We start from the raw sequence: 17649 nt of genomic DNA on the forward strand, positions 1-17649 counted from the left end.
CTATTCAACAACTGTAAATAGCCGCCTTCTGCGTGCTCACCTCCTGGCACAGTCGCGCCCTCATAACTGGCGACTATCTCTTTATAATCTCCTGTTTTCGTCAAACGTCTGGATGAGGCCGCACGTCAAACGCTCGGCCTCTATTCTCCGAATGTGCCCCTACCACTGTATTATTATCTCTCTCGCAGGCAATGGCAAGACAATTCTCGACAATCTCCTATTCGTGTATGCCGAAAGAAAATACGATAAGATTGAAAAAAGGGCAATTTGCATTAGGTGATAGACGATTGATGCTGTTATCCACCAAAATGGAGCAAGTCCAGCTAATCATCCTTGTATGGACTTAAGAGCGAACCTTTTCCACATTCGGACGTTAGAGGATGTCAAAAAGAGGGAGGAATAACAACATTCAAACAGGAGAAAACACCATGTTTTTGTCACACCTGCAAGCTGTTATTCTCGGCATCGCTCTTATTGCGTGTGGAAGCAATAACCCAGTTGGATCGGGAGAGGAAGGAGAGTCGGGTACTCAGTATAGGCTTTCAGACACAGCGACTGAGACTCGGAGTGGAATAACGCTTGTTATGAGCTATGACAATCAGAAAGAGGCATTTACAGGAACCCTGACCAATACATCCAGCGAGACTGTCCAGCAGGTTAGGGTTGAAATCCATCTATCCAATGGGCGGGAACTCGGACCGACTTCAAGGATAAACATGTCACCAGGACAGGAGACTAATGTCACACTTGACGGACGAGGGCAGAGGTTTGATCGGTGGAGTGTCCATATTGAAATCGGATCATCCGAACATTGATTTCTAACCGATCAGTTATACAGGAGATTGGGGTGCTGACTTACCATAAGCTCGGTGCCCCATATTTGATTGAAAGGAGAGTGGAGTTACCCCGCTTTAGATGCTGTTGCCTAATTCTAAATCTGTCTCGATGCAACTAAACTAGAGGGCTTACAGAGCCTGAATTCAGGCCCCAAACAGCCGTTTTTCCAACCTCAGCCATCTCCAGTTGTTGATATTAACATAAATTTTCTGAGAGAGAAAGACAATGAGAAGATGCTATATCTTAGGATCGGGTTTCTCAAAAGCGGTTTCAAATTTGCCAGTAATGAAAGATTTGGCTAAAACGTTTTGGGATATTCGGAATCAAGAAATCCAGCTTGGACATAATAATCGGGTGGCTTGGGGAGACAGAATTCGTGATTATATGCAATATTTGGAGACAGAATTCTTCGTAAAGCCCTGTATCGATACCGAGAATGGAGAGACATATAAAGAATGTAATTTTCAAGAGAATTTGGAAGCCCTTATCTCTTTCATAGACCTAAATACTTCTGGAGAAATTAGAGCAAGATTGATTGATAAGAACGGAAATACGTCGAGCTACTCTAAGCGTTCTCTTTTCTGGAATTTCACTGATCTCGATGAATTACGCCTGTGTATTCAAACCTACATTTATCTCGCGCTAATTAAGCCTGAAACTCAGAATGATGTTTTGGAACCTTTTCTTAAAAAAATAGAAAGTGATGACCAAATAATAACCTTCAATTATGATCTGATTATAGAGAAGGCTTTGTTTAATATGGGGATTTGGAAGCCAAAAGATGGTTATGGAATTGATTTCAAAGATTTTCCAAGTATAACGGAATCACACGATATTGAATCACGAGTTCAAATTTATAAGTTGCATGGATCATTAAACTGGAAATCAGATTTGAAATTAAGGTTCTTCTACGATGATAATGAGTCAATTTTTCCTGGTTATCTTCAAGATGGATCAAATTATCCCCAGTACCAAGGCAGGCATTCGGGACTTTGGATGTTGCCTTCATTCATTAAACAATTTACTGTCCCCGAGTTGATTGGTGTGTGGGAGCGAGCGTTCGCTGCAATAAAAGACTCAGATGAAATCGTGGTCATAGGATATAGCTTGCCAGAGGGAGACTCTGCTACGCGCTTACTTCTGGGCACAACTGGCTTATCAGAAAAACGACTGATAATTGTTGATCCCGATGATCAATTAAAATACAAATATAAAAATATCACTTCTAACCAATACATTGAGCAGTACGACAGTATCGAAGATTTTGTAAACTGGACTTGACCCGTTTTGGTGTATAAAACAGTTGGCATAAGATGTGAAGTTACCCCGCTTTGGATGCTGTTGCCGAATTCCGAATTCTGTCCATACAGAGCTTGTATTCAGGCTACAAACAGCCGTTTTTCCAATCACAGATCCCTCTTGACCAATTCGGCAACAGCATCGCTTTAGTGAATTTCGTTAACGGCCTTTCCAAAAGGCAAAAAAGAAGGGGGTTAGATATGGATTTGCTGATACCCTATGGAGACCTGAAAGGTGAATTGGTTAGCCCTGGCGACATTCGCTTAAGAAGGGGAAAAAATTGTGGAGCAGTATGTCCTGACATTAATTGCAAAAAACCCTTGACCCTCAGAGATGGCGGAAGAACAGTGACACACTTTGCCCATCCACCGTCTGAAACTGGCGAATACTCCTGTAATGGTGAAACCGCGTTACATCAGAGAATGAAAGAAATTTTGCAAGTAAAAAATCATGGATTTTTTCTTTTCCTGTATGTAACCAAAAAATAAAGGGTTACGATTTGCTATAAGATAACATCGTAACCCCTGAAATGCAAGTGTTTTTACTGCTCATTTGGGTAGTATTTTATCTTCTCATTTCAGCGTATCTGTGGGCTATGGCAGACGCCTCTGCGTGATTATCTCCTCGTAGCCGTCGGGTAGCATAATATACCGCATAGGTATCTGCGTAGATGTGACTCTTCCCCTGATCTCTTATTAAGGTATAAGTTGGATTGTAGTAAGACGATTCTCTCGCTTGCTGTCTTGATTTTCGTTCTCCAGTTTCTTGTGCTCTTGCTTTGGCATATTCGTGCGCATAGGCCCCACTCTTTCCGTTTGCTCTTGCTTTGGCATATTCGTGCATATAGGTTTCACGGTCTTCGCCTCCGCTTGCTGCCCTATAGGTATAGGCATAGGCAAAGGCTTTGGCATAGGTTTCACTCTTTCCGTTTGCTATCGCATCGGCAAAGGCTTTGGCATAAGCTTCTTTCTCCCCATCTGCTATCGCACTGGCATAGGCTTTGGCATATTTCTCCCCATAGGTTTTACTCTTCCCATCTGCTATCACAATGTCATAGCCTTTGGCATAGGCTGCAATCGAATCGGCATAGACTCCCATCCTCTTGGCATAGGCTGCCATCCTGTCGTCTGCTATCCCAAGAGCATAGACCCGAGCATTGAAGTCACTCTTCCCCCGTACTATCGCATTGGCATAGGCTTCAACATATTCCGCTTGGCGTTTCTTTTCGTCTGCTCCCGCACTGGCATAGGCTTTGGCATAGGTTTCACTCTTCCCTTTTGCTACCGCATCGGCATAGTAGATAGCATAGGCTTCATTTTTTCCGCCTGCTCTCGCATCGGCATAGGCTTTGCCAAATTTCTTCGCAAAGGTTTCACTGACCCCCTGTGCCATCGCAATGTCATAGCCTTTACGCTCTTCTGAATGACATCCCGCAAAAACCACCCACAATATCGCAAGCAACAAAATACGTTGTAACATGGCAGCCCTCCTGTTAAGAGACCGCCGCACCCACCACAGAACAGTTGTAAGTCATTACTGGCTAAGACTTGACACAAAGCGAGCAATTATTTATCCTCTGTTCTGCCTTTTACAAGCGAAAAAGGTCTCTGTTTCCTGCGTCTGGTTCCGCCCCAAATGTGTTGACCTTGTGGCAAATCTCCATCGCTTTGAAACATCTTGATAGCAAATTCACATTCTTCCTGTGAACGATAGTCTTGTGGCGATTCGATAATTTTCTCGCCAGTAAGAGCATTCCAGACAACCCAATGCCACCGATCTTTGTGGGCAAGCCAATCATCCCAGCCAGACCAGTAGGCGAGAATTATTAGATTGACAAAGTCTTTTGTCCTCACCCTTTATTTTTTGGGTTAAAAAAGTAGAGCTTGCGTTCGCAACAACGCAAGGAGTAGTAATGTGCGTGACGACACATGGCCCTCGCTGTACAGAAAATAAACAGGGTTAAGCCAAAAGACAAGCAGAAGTAGAGGAGCGTGTGTCATGGATGGCTTAATCGCCTTTTCACAGAGGTATTCAACACCAGAAGCATGTCTGTCATATCTCGAATCTGTGCGCTAGAAAAGGGAGCAATTTTGCCCAAAGTGCGGCTCGACGGAGAAGATATACCATTATAAAAAACTGCATCAAACACAGGCTTGACACACAAGCCCCTAAACTCTCCACCGAAGCGGGGTAACTCCATATCTTAGATACCCAGATTAAACCTTACAACGGTAAAATTTTTAAGCCCTTGCCGGGTGAGTTTATTTCGAGATGATCAAAAATCGCATCTGCTCTTTGATGGGTACTTGTACCTGTTGACTTTATATTGTAATGCTCTTGTATCGGTATAAGACAACTTTTCATTTTACCGCTTGGAATTATTGTATTATCCACTATCAATAGTAATTCGTTATGGTGCTCTCTATAAGGCTTTTTCATGTAATAAACCGATCCTTGAAATTCAAACCTTGCTTCTCTCATGTTTTTACTCCTATAAACAAATTATGTCGAACATTAAAAAATTGAGGTACTGAAGTTACCCCGCTTTCGTGGATAATGTAGAAGGTTCACCCCAATCATCCTGTACCATCTATATCGCGCTTCACATACAGCACGAGGTAGTCCTCAGTAGTGGACGCAACCCTTGTCAACGACATGTCATTTCTCTCATCTACCGTTATAAACCAAATAGGCGATATATCATCCAATAAAGATAATATATCGCCCACTTGAAAAAGGTCAAGGTCAAGCTATTTTATTCAGCCATCAATTCATAGCGCAACCTGCTCATAGCAAACACTGTGGCCTGGATATTGCTCCTCAATCATTTTCCAAAATTTCCTTCTTTGTCTCTCCTTGCTCTTAACCTGGAGTAACGGCTGCAACCGATAGACAGATAGGAAATCCAGTCCTGGGTCTGTGTCATCCAATTTCAAAATAAAATCTTTAATTGTCTCATCCAATTCAAGCATCTGTAGAATCAAGCGGGTTTGGGTTCTCGAAATTCCCACCTGCTTTGCAAGTGCTGTCTGAGATTGAACATAGCCCTTTTCGAGAAGCTCGTGGTAATACAGTGACCTTTTCAGATGGTTCGGATGATGCAATTTTCGGGTGATGAATTGCTTTTTCTTTTCAAGTCCGAGAGCGATATTGTACTTCTGATACCTGTGGGTGTGGTGGATGAGAAAGCGATCCCACACACAGTATCCGGTGAATGCATCAGTTGGGCTACCAAAAAATAAGGGAACCGATGTTTTCGGTTCCCTTTTATTCTATCTCTCCATTTCATCTTCATCAGGCATCGAGCAAGGATCGAAACGCTGCTTTGAAATTGTGTGGTGCTCTCCGCCAGAGTTGAATCCCCTCAATAATATCATCGGTTTCTGATTTAAATATCGGTTGCAATGCTTTCCTCAGTTCGGCGATCTGTATTGTTTCCTGACCGGTTTTTTGATCCGTCAACAAATCTTCGACACTTCTGCCCAACACATCTGCAATTTTTGCCAACACGGGAATTGACCCGCGCTGCTTGCCCTTTCGAATATCGCTGAAATAGGGCGCACTAATCCCAACCATTTTGGCGATTTCCTGGCCCTGTAAACCCGATTCGCGTTGCCAGCGCCGAATTTTCTCACCTGCTATTTGTTTATCATAAAGCTCTCGCCTTGTCATGCATACACTCCTTTTTTACTGAGAATGCTTCTCCACCTCGACCAACCACGCAATATCGTTCAGGTCGTGAAACGCGATATCCTCGGTCTCAATGCCACACGCACCGAGATTGGACGCGATGCTATCTTGCGTCCACCTTGCGGACCAAAAACCTTCGGCAGTCGCCACAAATCGCGAACCCAAAGGCGTCACAACGCGCTGCCCTGTATGCTCGTAGAAATCAACCTGCGCGGCCTCAGTTTCCGGCACATCCTTATACATGGTGAAACATGCGGAACCGCCGATTTTTAGAGCGCGATAAAAACGAGAAATCGTCCAGATAAACCGCGGATTGCGGTCGAGATAGGCATCGGTGTACACGCTGAGATCATCGGACTTATCCCTGATATTCCCAGGAGTAAAATACAGGCAGAAAACGAGATCGTAAAACTCCTCCTCAACTACTGCCTCGGCGGCATCGCCTATAAATATCTGTGCGTTGTCAATGCGTTCTTTTTTCCACAGCGAGCGTGCGTCTTCAGCCATTTCGGGCGATATTTCAAAGCCGTGATACAAAAGACAGTGCGGCGCGAACAGAACGGCGTGATAGCCATTGCCACACCCGATATCCGCAATTTTGTATGGACCCTGCCGAAGTCGCTCGCTTAGAATCTCGTCTTGCCTCTGCCGAGCCTGCCTGATCGGTTCGGGACAATAGGACGACTCAAGCGCGCGCTTGACGGCTTCATTTTCGGATTCCAGCGATATGTGATTCACTTGTTCCCTCTTTGGTTTTTGCTTAGACAATTAATTATTCATGCAGAAATCCGCTACGCGGGTCAAGTTGTAAATATCAACTTTTTACCCATTTCAAACCCTTACTGTATCAATTTGACAACACCTGTGCTGAAAAAACACACATATAGCTTTCTTACTCAAATATTACAATACAATATAAAATACTATAAAAACAGGTATTTATATTATTTATTCTTTTAAAATAATTTACGGCACAGATTTTGCATATACGATTATCCAGCCGGGGTCATACACTTTCAGGAGGTTACCATGTCACAGATTAGAATGTTTTTGCTGGCCGCGCTCGTCTGCTTGCCCGTCACGGCATCATCTGCGCCGCATATTGAACCCTCACTAAAAAAATCCAAAGCCCAATTGTCGGGTTCAATAAAACGCGGCAACAGTGCCATTGGCATCAACTCCAACGGAAAAATAACGATCCACATCCCCGAAGGCACCCTGCCACTCCCGATCCCCGAGGGCACTATTTCGCTTCCGACCGATTCGCTCTCTACAGTGCCCAAAGGCCCACCAAGCCCCTATGCTCCTTGCATCCTCGGTGGTCCCGACCAATCAGTTCTTGGCAATGTAGCCAGACCATATCCTACCTATGCGCCACTTCCCGACCCGAGGGAATTGCTCAATCATATCGGGATGTTTTTTTCAACAGCCAGCGGTGGATTTGGATATCGCCTCAATTACGACCACAAGCTATCTCCACACACACGCTTTATGTCCAGCCCTGAATTTATCACCTATGGCCTGTCCAGATCCAGGGCTATTCTGGGAGACCTTATGCCCCTGGGTACAACGCGAATCACCCTGATCGCCATACCCATCGGTCTCCAACGCCACTTTGCGCCCACATCGCGCATCAATCCCCACATTGGATTTGGTTTTGGTCCCATCATCCGGCTGGATCACCGATCACACCGACTGGGGTACTACGGGAACAATTTGGGTTTAGACAGAACAATTCGCAATAGACACAATAGCCTCAATCTTACGGTCCCTCTTACCCTCAATGATTTCCCAAGCACCTCCCTGACCCTGGGCGGCCATCTCGCTTCTGGTCTGAATATCCATTTCGGCGCGAAAAAAAATCTCGCCCTCACCATCGAAGGCCGCTACACCCTGGCTCGATTCATCGACGCAATGGGTTCACCAGGCGATTTTAGTGGGCTATCCCTTGCTATAGGATTTGGAAAGGCGTTCTAATTGGCAGGCGCTTTGAAAGGAGATATGATGTTCAATCTAACGATACTCCGGGTCAATTTATTTGCCCTTGTTTTCCTTATCTTATCAGCGGTCCCTGCTCTTGCACAGGCCAATGATCCGGTACCCGCCAGTGCCATCTGCTTAATTGGAGATCATCCGGGCATTCACGAATCCGACGCGCAGACCGCGGCCATGCTGGTGTGTTATGAATTGCGAAAACAGGGTATATCGGTTGGCGATCCCGTTTACCAGGTACAGAACACGGCGAATGTCTATCGCGTTGTTTTGCGCCGCCTGGGCGAAAAGGTTCTCGTTCGCTTGAGCTGGGAAACCCCTGTCGGAACAGTCGCAAGTGACCGACAGCTCTTGCTTGGCAATATCGAAGAAATGATCTCTGCCGCGCCCAGGCTGGTTGAGGCACTCATCCACCAGAAACCCATTGATACTACGGTCAACATGGAAAATGTCGTCGAACAGGATGCCCCCATACATCGAAAGATAACCGGTGAGTCCCTTTGGAATATAGGAATCTTCGGAACCTTTGTCCCTGACACAGGCATAAAGGCCAAACCTGGCTGGGAGATTGGATGGTCTTATGAGGTACCGGACTATGATGTGGGAACCGAGTTGCGGTTTACCGGAGGTGGCGACGAGTGGGGCGGGGACTTTGGATTCATCTCCTGGTCAATCGGCGGGCGTTACTTCTTTAACAAGCAGAATTTTTCGCCTTATCTGGGCGGTGGATTAGCCATAATAGGTGCCAGCTATACAAACGACGACAGGTCAGGACTGGGTGCTTATGCGGTCTTCGGAATAGAGGCTCTGCGACTCACTCGAAGCCGCCTGAGACTCGAATTGCGCGTGGATGCACCATTTTTTAAGTTGAACTCGTCTCCATATCTGATGCCTATAACACTGGGTATCTCCTACCACAGATAGCACACTAAAACCACCACATAAAATCAAAAATGGGACGCATCGAGTAAATGATGGGTCCCATTTTTTGTACGCGCCATTGATTTTAACAAACATCTACAATTCCCTTCTTGACAGTACCCTATATTTAGTGCTATAATTTGAGCAACACACAATATCATGTTGATTTTAAGAAAGGAATCCTATCTTATGAAATGTCCTTATTGTGGCGTGATAGAAGACAAGGTGGTCGATTCCAGATCGAGTAAAGAAGGCACCGCCATTCGACGACGCCGAGAATGCCTGGGGTGTGAACGTCGATTTACGACCTACGAATACATCGAAGACACCCCTCTCACCGTTATCAAATCCGATGGACGGCGCGAAATCTTTGACAAAAACAAACTCATGGACAAAATCCGACTCTCCTGCACCAAACGTCCGATCTCAACAACTCAGATTGAAGAAATCGCCGACCGAATCGAAGATCAACTCGTAAGCAGAGGCGAACGAGAAATAGAAGCCAAACAGCACATTGGCGAACTTGTCATGACAGAACTCAAACGCCTCGACGATGTCGCCTACGTGCGCTTTGCCTCTGTGTACCGCCAATTCAAAGACCTCAGCGATTTTGAAAAAGAACTGCGGCAATTTGAAAGGTGAGATGTAATATATCTCACACAAAGACACAAAGATACAAGACGTAAAAGAGTCTGTGCTCACCTTTTACGTCTCACTTCTCACCTTCCTAAAAACTTCGCTTTCCCATCATGACAAGTCTGACACGTTGCGGGCTTGCCCGTTTTAATATCCAATAAGCGATCCGTAAACTTCTCCATCATCATGCGTGCAACAACCTTATTGGACGTGGGCGTAACCGGATCGAGCCGGCCATCGCGCCTTCTCACATGGCAATAGTCGCATGCCTTCACACCCAATGCTTTCTGCATTTCTTTCATCATCGCCACAATTTCTCCACGCGACATGCCCGCCAACCGCGAAGGCTTAGCTGCACTCGTATCGCGCACCACAAACCGCGCCGTACCCGTGTGGCAAAAAGCACAATCAATTGATTTTCCCGCTGTTGTAACCAGACCATCCACAAAATGATGCTTCATATAAAGCGCTGTTTTCTTCAACGGAGATGGTGCTTTGTAATCGCGTTCACCAGCCTCATTCACAGACGGATGGCAATACTCGCATTTTACCCCCAGAGCTTTAGAAATCGCCTCCATACCCTCTTTGCTCGTATCCAGAACGTGGTGATCATCCGCGTGTATATCGGTCCAAAGCAATATAACTGCACAGCAAAAAACAAAACGTTTCACAAAGCCCCTCTCACGACTCGACCATCCACCCCATCAGGGCTTTCCAGCCCCAACAGAGCCATCATCGTAGGCAAAATATCCATCACCGTCGCGTCATCAGACGCCAAACCAGGCGCATTGGCAAACCACAGCGCATCATCGAAGGTATGCGTGCCATTCACCGGGCTGGATTCAAACAAAACGCGCTTTTCAAAACCACCCTTCAAATCGTATCCCTGCGCAGGCACTGCCATAAGATCGGGTGCCGCATCGAGGTCGTCACCAACAAATGCCTCTTCGCGCATCAACACGCGATCAATAACTGGTGTCCCACCATCGGGATCGCGAATTTCCATCAGCGCATCTGCCACATCTCGCCGAACCTGCTCGTATTCAGCACCTGCCTGCACGCAACCCTCGCGCTCTCTGCCCTTTAGATTCACGTAAAATCGCCCGGGCAACAATGAATAACACCGCGTTCGAGGATCCAGGTCTCTCAACTGCTTTGGTTCAGACGATGCAAAAGACAACAGCCCCATCTGTTGCAGCCAAAAATTCAAATGCACCTCGCGCTGCAGGGTGCAAAAACCGTGATCCGACACAATCATGAGCAACGTATTGCCGTATAACCGCGAAACCAGTTCCCCAATGATTTCATCTACGCGTGCGTAAAACCGATTAAACCACGTGGTGTGCGACATATCTCCTCTCGCCACATCGCCCCAGAGAAAGTGGTGCAGCCGGTCGGTATCCATAAAATGCGCCACAAATAAATCCCACGATTCCTGAGCGTAATACTTGAACATAGCCTCTGCACGTCGGTTGAGTGCCCAGAATATCTCGTCGAGAAATTTCTGGCGATTTTCCCGCGCTTGCCAGGCGTCAATATCGATCAAATACCCCATGGATTCCAGTTCAGAAGCTATCGCAGGCGGATAGGTTGCCCGCTTCAAATCGGGTGATAAAAAGCCCGAAATCAAGATACCATTGACTTTTCGTGGGGGAAAAGTAGTGGGCACACCCATAGAAAAAACCCGCTGTCCCATATTGCTAAACAGATCAACCCACGTCCTGCTTCGCAACGTTCTCGAAGATGGAATAAACATCTCATACGTTTGGGGGACACGGTCAATAAATCCAAAGATCCCGTGCTTGCCCGGGTTGCAACCCGTCGCAATTGATGCCCAGGCAGTTGACGATACCGTAGGCAGCACCGACGTCATAGACATCAGAGACCCATGAACGATCAACTGCTGAAAATTGGGCATAATCCCCTCGGCAATCAAACGTTGCAACAGGCTATGTGGCATGCCATCCAGACCCAGAACAACGACGCGACTAAATTTGGCTCTATTTCGCCGAAAAAAATTAAGCATCTATCTGCCTTAAAATAAAACAGGGCTTTTAACCCCTTGTATATAGAAGCTAAAAGCCCAAGACATAGTAAAAATATGGGGTGAGTGAGGGGATTTGAACCCCCGACCTCCTGGGCCACAACCAGGCGCTCTGACCGACTGAGCTACACCCACCACACAAAACGCAAAACACTCCCGGCAGGGCTCGAACCTGCGACCTACTGCTTAGAAGGCAGTTGCTCTATCCAGCTGAGCTACGGGAGCAAAAGACCAGCCCTTGAGGATTCTTCAAGGGTTAAGCGAATACCAGACACATCCTATTTGAGAGCAAAATTATCATATTGATCAAAAAGTGTCAAGCAAAAGTAACTCTTTTCCATCTCCGCCGATCCTTCGCAAGGCGGCAGACCCAGGCGATAAGTGGCAGATTTTACACTTCATTTTGCTCCAAATCCCAATTTTTTTTGAACTTGACAACCATTCTTTCCCTGATGATATTTTGTTCAATATCCGATTATTCACCCCAAAATTATTAGCCCACAGCATGTCTAGAAAACGACTCACACAAGCCGAACGGCGCACCCAAATTATCGAAGTGGCAATGACGCTGTTCGCCACCAAAGGATTTACCGGTACCACCACACGTGCCATTGCCCGTGCAGCAGATGTTTCGGAAGCCATTATCTTCAGGCATTTTGCGACCAAAGAAGACCTCTACAATGCCATTATCACATACACAGTTGAAAAACGTTCAGAACAGTGGGATCAAGACACAATCCCTCCGCCAGACCCACGCAATATCGAACACCTCTTGCGCGACTTTGCCCAGACATTTGTCAATCGCAATCGCAGAGATCCGACATTCATACGCCTGATGATGTACAGCGCACTCGAAGATCACAAATTTCGAGAAAAATTTTTCGCAATTTACAGCAACCCCCACATGCGATCCATTCGCCAGGCCATTCAAACCGGTGTCGATCAGGGCCAGTTTTGCGCGGTTGATCCGGCTGAATCGCTTCGCTCTTTCTTCTTTTCACTCCTGCAATACTGCATCAGCCGTTTTGTTGCGAGAAATGAAACCGATACACCAGAACGCGATGACGCCATGATTGAAAATCTCGTGACAATTTTTGTGCGCGGACTGCGAATGGACGAATCAACGAATCAGCGAATCAACGAATCAGCGAATCAACGAAGTTCGCACTGATTTTGGGTGGCGGGGCGGAATTCGTCTATTCGTCTATTCGCCTTTTACTTTAATCCTCTCATGATCGATTTACGCTTTCTTGAAGAAGGCAAAGCAATCCGGGATCCCATTTGGGGTTATATCCACATACCGCCCGATTTTTTACCCATTGTTGATGCCGAAGAATTTCAACGTCTTCGCGATATATCACAACTCGGGCACGTCTTGCTCGTGTATCCCGGAGCCCGCCACTCGCGTTTTGAACACGCTTTAGGTGTGTTTCACATTGCGGGCCATTTCCTCAAGCAATTGCTCAAAACCCAGCCCCCTCCAGATATTGATATCGACGATGTGCGCGTACTTCTCGCGGCGAGTTTGTTGCACGACATCGGTCATTATCCCTTTTCGCATCTGCTCGAAGAAATGCAGATGTTTTTTATTGACCATGAAACGCGGGGGCGCTACATCATTGAAGATCCAAGCACAGAAATTCATGCCGCGCTTCTCAAAGTGGGTATTGATCCCCAGCGCGTTGCAAATGTCATCGATTACCAGCAACGCACCATTCCCGACCGCGATATGCGCCTTGCCCACATTCTCAGCGGTACGCTCGATCCCGACAAAATTGACTATCTTCTGCGCGACGCGCGCTACTGCGGTGTCCCATTTGGCGAGAGCGTGAATAGAGACCGCCTCCTATCCTCAATTACATACCATCACGCGACACAGCGACCAGCCATCACTTACAAAGGCGTATCTGCGGCTGAAGCACTCATCTTTACCAGTTATCTGATGTATCGCAATGTTTATTGGCACCACGCGGTTCGCTCAGCCAATGCCATGTTCAAGCGCGGGATACAGGACCTTTTGGCGCATCCCAACTGTTCGCTGACGGAAAATGATTTTGACCGCGCCACCGAATCTGACCTGCTTCACCGTCTCGAAAAAGAACACACCGAACTCGAGATCTCCTATCGAACCAGCCTGATTGGCCGTCTCAAAAGACGCAAACTCTTCAAAGTTGCGCGCATATTCTTTCCCCATGAATACGCGCGCAACCTCATAAATCTATTTCGTCGTCTCTATGACGCACCCGACCAGCGGCGGGAACTTGAGATGGCCTTTTGCACCCACCTTTCCTCAAAGCACAATCTCAACCTCTGCGGCGATGAAATACTCCTCGACATTCTCCAATTTGACAAAATTCCCGAAGTAGATCTCAAAGTTTTTTTTGACGCCCACATCCCCGTAGAAAAAACAGAACCCTTGAGCTTTGACGACCCGGAAGTTTCTTTGCTCAAAAATTATCTGATCGACAATTTTGAGGCACAGGCTAAAGTGGTGCGTATCTTCTGCGACGATATTCCCAATTTACGCCAGGCCGTGCGCGATGAAGCCTTCGCATTTCTGAAAAACTGGGGAACAGTCAGAGCTTGATAAAATGAGTAAAAAGTTATATATTGCTCACTTCTAAATGTAGATTTACTTTACCTGGATTTATTGAAAATTGAAAGTTCTATATTCTCCCTCAGCCATAGATAAGTCACTCTCACCTTTACCTGGATTTTTTGCATGAAAAAATATCTGACTTTAATGTTTATCTCCCACAATGAAGGTTATATCAAAGAATACCATCTCTCACGCCCCAAATTTATCGGCAGTATAAGTGCATTATGCCTACTCCTTTTTCTCTCACTCGGCTATGTAGCCACAATTGGCAAAAGGGAAAGACTCGCCGAACTCAAGGAGGAAAACACGGCACTCCAACGCGAATTTGTCTTAATTCAAGAAGAATTGGAAAACATGCGCCACAACATGGACCAGCTACAGGAAAAAGATCGCATCATGCGCGCCTGGGTTGACCTGTCCGAGCCGAGTGACGAAGTCCGTCAAATAGGTGTGGGAGGTGGAGATGCCATACTGCCAGAATGGGAAAATGCCGTCTCAGACGACGTCTCAGATCTTCTGACTTATAACCGCACCAATATGGATCAACTCTTGCGAGAAGCGCACTTTCTGAAAACCAGTTTTGATACGATTTTGACAGTACTCAGCAAAGACATCCAGATGCGCCAGCACATACCTTCAATTACCCCTGTAAGGATGAAAAATCCGAGAATATCATCGGGATTTGGCTACCGTCGCGATCCATTCACCGGGCGTAGGCAATTTCACTTTGGTATCGATTATCCCGGTCGCAGGGGCACGCCTATTATCGCTGCAGCCGATGGGAAAATAGATAAAATTAACTATAATAATCGTTTGGGATGGTATGTGATTATCGACCACGGCTATGGCTTACAAACGCTATACGGGCACCTCAATGGCAGGCCGTCTGGCAAGCAGGGTGATCGCGTCAAACGCGGTGAAAAGATTGGGGAGATGGGCAGAACAGGACGCTCAACAGCCCCACATCTCCACTACTCAGTCTACAAAAATGGCGATCCCGAAAATCCCAAACACTACATCTTTGATCAAAAAACGCGCTCTTTGTTTTAACGAATCAGAGGATAAACTATGAGTTCCAGTACACTTTCTGTTTATAGTTCGCTATCTGTCGCAACGGTCTGGTCTGGTCATCCCGTCGGATTTGATCTATTGACCCACGGCGATGTGCAATTTATCGCGTTTTACAATGCCGAACGCAAAATGACCGTTGGAATGCGAAAGATAGATGAAGAGACCTGGATATTTGCACACCCCGAAGGTATATGGCTGGAGAATCGGGGCCGACTGTCATCGGAGATCGGATGGGACAGTCACAATTCACTGACCATGGCCATCGACGACGATGGCCATATTCATTTGTGCGGCAATATGCATGTGGATCCCTTGATTTATTTTCGCACAACGCGCCCACTCGATGTGACGAGTTTGGAACGCATAGACTTTATGGTCGGCAAAAATGAGGATCGCTGTACCTACCCCGTGTTTATGCGCGGTCCCAATAATGAATTGATTTTTCGATTTCGAGATGGCAGGAGCGGCAATGGCGTCGATTTTTACAACGTCTATGATGTCCAGACAAAAACCTGGCACCGGATGCTCAGTACGCCATTGCTCGATGGGCTCGATCGCATGAATGCGTATGCGCGCATGCCCGAAAAAGGGCCAGACGGGATTTATCACATGGTCTGGATCTGGCGCGATACACCCGATTGTGCGACCAATCACAGTATTTCTTATGCACGCAGTCCAGATCTCATGTCCTGGGAAACAGGCGGCGGCAACGCACTAACTTTGCCAATTACAATAGAAAGTGGTGCCACTATCGATCCCGTACCCCCAGGGGGTGGGTTGATCAATATGACGCAATCCCTGGGTTTCGACGACCAGAAACGCGCCGTGATCAGCTATCACAAACACGACGAAAATGGATACACACAAGCCTATTGTGCGCGTTTGGAAAATGGCGAGTGGGTATTTTACAAAGTGAGCGATTGGACCTATCGGTGGGAGTTTGGGGGCGGCGGCTCCATCGGTGCTGAAATTCGATTGGGCGGTATCCAGCCAGAGGCCGATGAGGGCCTCAGCATGAGCTATTGGCATATAAAAGAAGGCCAGGGAATCTGGAAATTACATCCCCAAACTCTGCAAGTGATCGGGACATACCCACCACCCGATAACGAGATTCCCGATGGATTAGAACAAGTGACATCTGATTATCCGGGCATGACTGTCAACCTGCGCAGTGCTCGCGGCAATGGAACACGTCCCGGAGAGCAACACGTCTTGCGCTGGGAAACACTGGACCGCAACCGCGACAGACCCAGAAAAAAAATCCCACCGCCGAGTGAATTGAGACTCTATATCCTTCGTAAAAAATAAAAACAGCCCTCCGGTGATCACCGGGGGGCTGTTGAGTTAATTATGCGCCAAGTGCCCAACCCACAGGTTGTGCTACAATATCATCGCCCAGATCGTGAATGCGAGGATCATTAGAGAGCACCAGTCCCTGCAAAATGGGTTTGTCTAAAATTTCGTCGAGTTTGCGCAAATGGCGGGCATCTGTGGAAGCGACGCGTTCCGCCATTTTTATTTCAATAGGCACAAAGCCATGTTCGGTTTCGAGCAACAAATCGACTTCGCGTCCATCAGCCGTGCGCAGATGGTAACAATCAATGGGCAACCGGCTATTTTGAATTTGTTTGTAAATTTCAGCAATAATAGCACTTTCAAATTCATGGCCTGTGAGTTGACCGCGTCGATTGAGCAACGCACGCTGGATGCCAGGATCGAGAAAATGAACTTTTGGTGCTTTGGACAGGCGTTTATTCAGGTTGCGAAACCACGGTTGTAACAAAATGACCTGGTAGCTTATTTCGAGATATGAAATGAAGCGTTTGACGGTTTTGGATGTGACGCCAGCAAGTTGAGCCAATTCATTCATATTGAGCAACACGCCAGTCAGCCCTGCCAATGCACGCTGCATGCGAGCAAACGGAGTGAGATCGCGCAAATTGGCGAGATCGCGCAGGTCGCGCTGAAGATAGGTTTGGATGTAGTCGTGCAACCAATCGTATTTATCGCGGACAGTGAGCATGGGATCAACGACGGCTGGCAGGGCACCAAAATTCAGATAATGTGCCATGTGATGTACTACCCGTGCGTAGCGTTCGCTCTGGAGTGGCATACCCGAATACAAAATATCGCGTTCACCAGTTTTTAGAAAACGGATGAATCTGGAATCCACAATAGTGTCATCCCAGGAATCCGTCAGCATTTCCGGTAATGTGAGAGGATACAGCTCAACCAGGGAGATACGCCCGGCCAAACTTTCGCGGATCTGTTCCATTAACAGGATTTGGCTGGAACCGAGCAAGATACTGCGCGCATCGGGATACTGATCGTAAACGGCTTTGATAGACTCTATGATCGCAGGTGCTTTTTGCACTTCATCCAGAATGACATTGGGATACTGTTGATACCACTGTGCAGCCGAAAGCGCTGTGAAATCTGGGCGCGTGATCGGATCATCGAGGGAAATATATGAATAGTCGGAAAATCCCGTTTGTACCAGTGTGGTCTTGCCCGTTTGTCGCGCACCTGTCAAAGCAATGAGACGCCCCAACCTGGAAGC

General features: G+C 46.9%; 17 protein-coding genes and 2 tRNA genes. 10 read left to right on the forward strand and 9 right to left on the reverse strand.

Going from position 1 to position 17649, the window contains the following annotated elements:
• Positions 1-428 precede the first annotated feature (428 nt).
• From F4Y39_23890 to F4Y39_23900, 3 genes are all read left to right on the forward strand, one after another.
• Positions 429-815, forward strand: a complete 387-nt coding sequence (locus tag F4Y39_23890; GenBank protein ID MYC16782.1) for a hypothetical protein — start codon at positions 429-431, stop codon at positions 813-815.
• Between the two features lie 247 nt (positions 816-1062).
• On the forward strand, positions 1063-2118 hold the full coding sequence (locus F4Y39_23895) for a hypothetical protein (GenBank protein MYC16783.1): 1056 nt from the start codon (positions 1063-1065) through the stop codon (positions 2116-2118).
• 218 nt (positions 2119-2336) lie between these two features.
• Positions 2337-2624, forward strand: a complete 288-nt coding sequence (locus F4Y39_23900) for a hypothetical protein (GenBank protein ID MYC16784.1) — start codon at positions 2337-2339, stop codon at positions 2622-2624.
• 76 nt (positions 2625-2700) lie between these two features.
• Here the strand turns inward: F4Y39_23900 and F4Y39_23905 are convergent, their stop codons facing one another.
• The 4 genes from F4Y39_23905 to F4Y39_23920 all read right to left on the reverse strand — a co-directional run bounded on the left by F4Y39_23905 (position 2701) and on the right by F4Y39_23920 (position 6594).
• Positions 2701-3615, reverse strand: a complete 915-nt coding sequence (locus F4Y39_23905) for a hypothetical protein (protein ID MYC16785.1) — start codon at positions 3613-3615, stop codon at positions 2701-2703.
• 744 nt (positions 3616-4359) lie between these two features.
• Positions 4360-4617: a hypothetical protein gene (locus F4Y39_23910; GenBank protein ID MYC16786.1), complete on the reverse strand. Its 258-nt coding sequence runs from the start codon at positions 4615-4617 to the stop codon at positions 4360-4362.
• Positions 4618-5430: 813 nt separating this feature from the next.
• Positions 5431-5808, reverse strand: coding sequence for a helix-turn-helix transcriptional regulator (locus tag F4Y39_23915; GenBank protein ID MYC16787.1), 378 nt, complete (start codon positions 5806-5808; stop codon positions 5431-5433).
• Between the two features lie 15 nt (positions 5809-5823).
• Complete coding sequence (locus tag F4Y39_23920) at positions 5824-6594, reverse strand: class I SAM-dependent methyltransferase (GenBank protein MYC16788.1); 771 nt, start codon at positions 6592-6594, stop codon at positions 5824-5826.
• Positions 6595-6855: 261 nt separating this feature from the next.
• On the opposite strand from F4Y39_23920, the gene F4Y39_23925 reads away from it, so the two are divergent.
• From F4Y39_23925 to nrdR, 3 genes are all read left to right on the forward strand, one after another.
• Complete coding sequence (locus F4Y39_23925; GenBank protein ID MYC16789.1) at positions 6856-7803, forward strand: hypothetical protein; 948 nt, start codon at positions 6856-6858, stop codon at positions 7801-7803.
• Between the two features lie 27 nt (positions 7804-7830).
• On the forward strand, positions 7831-8742 hold the full coding sequence (locus tag F4Y39_23930) for a porin family protein (protein MYC16790.1): 912 nt from the start codon (positions 7831-7833) through the stop codon (positions 8740-8742).
• 186 nt (positions 8743-8928) lie between these two features.
• Positions 8929-9381: a transcriptional repressor NrdR gene (gene nrdR, locus F4Y39_23935; GenBank protein ID MYC16791.1), complete on the forward strand. Its 453-nt coding sequence runs from the start codon at positions 8929-8931 to the stop codon at positions 9379-9381.
• A gap of 77 nt (positions 9382-9458) precedes the next feature.
• Here nrdR and F4Y39_23940 read toward each other — a convergent pair whose 3' ends face one another.
• The 4 genes from F4Y39_23940 to F4Y39_23955 all read right to left on the reverse strand — a co-directional run bounded on the left by F4Y39_23940 (position 9459) and on the right by F4Y39_23955 (position 11644).
• Positions 9459-10046, reverse strand: a complete 588-nt coding sequence (locus F4Y39_23940; GenBank protein ID MYC16792.1) for a hypothetical protein — start codon at positions 10044-10046, stop codon at positions 9459-9461.
• Entirely contained in the window at positions 10043-11401 is a 1359-nt protein-coding gene (locus F4Y39_23945) for a nucleotide pyrophosphatase (GenBank protein MYC16793.1), read from the reverse strand. Before F4Y39_23945 ends, F4Y39_23940 begins: the two co-directional genes overlap by 4 nt.
• 76 nt (positions 11402-11477) lie before the next feature.
• Positions 11478-11554 (reverse strand) — tRNA-His (locus F4Y39_23950).
• A 16-nt stretch (positions 11555-11570) separates the two neighbouring features.
• Positions 11571-11644: transfer RNA gene (locus F4Y39_23955), tRNA-Arg, on the reverse strand.
• Positions 11645-11924: 280 nt separating this feature from the next.
• Here F4Y39_23955 and F4Y39_23960 point away from each other — a divergent pair.
• The 4 genes from F4Y39_23960 (at position 11925) to F4Y39_23975 (ending at position 16397) form a co-directional block, all read left to right on the forward strand.
• Entirely contained in the window at positions 11925-12590 is a 666-nt protein-coding gene (locus F4Y39_23960) for a TetR/AcrR family transcriptional regulator (GenBank protein ID MYC16794.1), read from the forward strand.
• 60 nt (positions 12591-12650) lie between these two features.
• Positions 12651-14006 (forward strand): HD domain-containing protein, encoded by a 1356-nt coding sequence (locus F4Y39_23965; protein ID MYC16795.1) that lies wholly within the window; start codon positions 12651-12653, stop codon positions 14004-14006.
• Between the two features lie 135 nt (positions 14007-14141).
• Entirely contained in the window at positions 14142-15068 is a 927-nt protein-coding gene (locus F4Y39_23970) for a peptidoglycan DD-metalloendopeptidase family protein (protein MYC16796.1), read from the forward strand.
• An 18-nt stretch (positions 15069-15086) separates the two neighbouring features.
• Positions 15087-16397, forward strand: a complete 1311-nt coding sequence (locus F4Y39_23975) for a hypothetical protein (GenBank protein MYC16797.1) — start codon at positions 15087-15089, stop codon at positions 16395-16397.
• 40 nt (positions 16398-16437) lie between these two features.
• On the opposite strand, the gene F4Y39_23980 is transcribed toward F4Y39_23975, so the two are convergent.
• A partial coding sequence (locus F4Y39_23980; GenBank protein MYC16798.1) for an ATP-binding protein occupies positions 16438-17649 on the reverse strand: 1212 nt, incomplete at its 5' end.

The organism is Gemmatimonadota bacterium (assembly GCA_009838845.1).
Lineage (GTDB): Bacteria > Latescibacterota > UBA2968 > UBA2968 > UBA2968 > VXRD01.

Bases quoted from the DNA above. Each gene is read 5' to 3' on its own strand.
- F4Y39_23900 (MYC16784.1), top strand. From the start codon at position 2,337: ATGGATTTGCTGATACCCTATGGAGACCTGAAAGGTGAATTGGTTAGC.
- F4Y39_23945 (MYC16793.1), bottom strand. From the start codon at position 11,401: ATGCTTAATTTTTTTCGGCGAAATAGAGCCAAATTTAGTCGCGTCGTT.
- F4Y39_23925 (MYC16789.1), top strand. From the start codon at position 6,856: ATGTCACAGATTAGAATGTTTTTGCTGGCCGCGCTCGTCTGCTTGCCC.
- F4Y39_23930 (MYC16790.1), top strand. From the start codon at position 7,831: ATGTTCAATCTAACGATACTCCGGGTCAATTTATTTGCCCTTGTTTTC.
- F4Y39_23960 (MYC16794.1), top strand. From the start codon at position 11,925: ATGTCTAGAAAACGACTCACACAAGCCGAACGGCGCACCCAAATTATC.
- nrdR (MYC16791.1), top strand. From the start codon at position 8,929: ATGAAATGTCCTTATTGTGGCGTGATAGAAGACAAGGTGGTCGATTCC.
- F4Y39_23895 (MYC16783.1), top strand. From the start codon at position 1,063: ATGAGAAGATGCTATATCTTAGGATCGGGTTTCTCAAAAGCGGTTTCA.
- F4Y39_23970 (MYC16796.1), top strand. From the start codon at position 14,142: ATGAAAAAATATCTGACTTTAATGTTTATCTCCCACAATGAAGGTTAT.
- F4Y39_23975 (MYC16797.1), top strand. From the start codon at position 15,087: ATGAGTTCCAGTACACTTTCTGTTTATAGTTCGCTATCTGTCGCAACG.
- F4Y39_23915 (MYC16787.1), bottom strand. From the start codon at position 5,808: ATGACAAGGCGAGAGCTTTATGATAAACAAATAGCAGGTGAGAAAATT.
- F4Y39_23910 (MYC16786.1), bottom strand. From the start codon at position 4,617: ATGAGAGAAGCAAGGTTTGAATTTCAAGGATCGGTTTATTACATGAAA.
- F4Y39_23905 (MYC16785.1), bottom strand. From the start codon at position 3,615: ATGTTACAACGTATTTTGTTGCTTGCGATATTGTGGGTGGTTTTTGCG.
- F4Y39_23965 (MYC16795.1), top strand. From the start codon at position 12,651: ATGATCGATTTACGCTTTCTTGAAGAAGGCAAAGCAATCCGGGATCCC.
- F4Y39_23890 (MYC16782.1), top strand. From the start codon at position 429: ATGTTTTTGTCACACCTGCAAGCTGTTATTCTCGGCATCGCTCTTATT.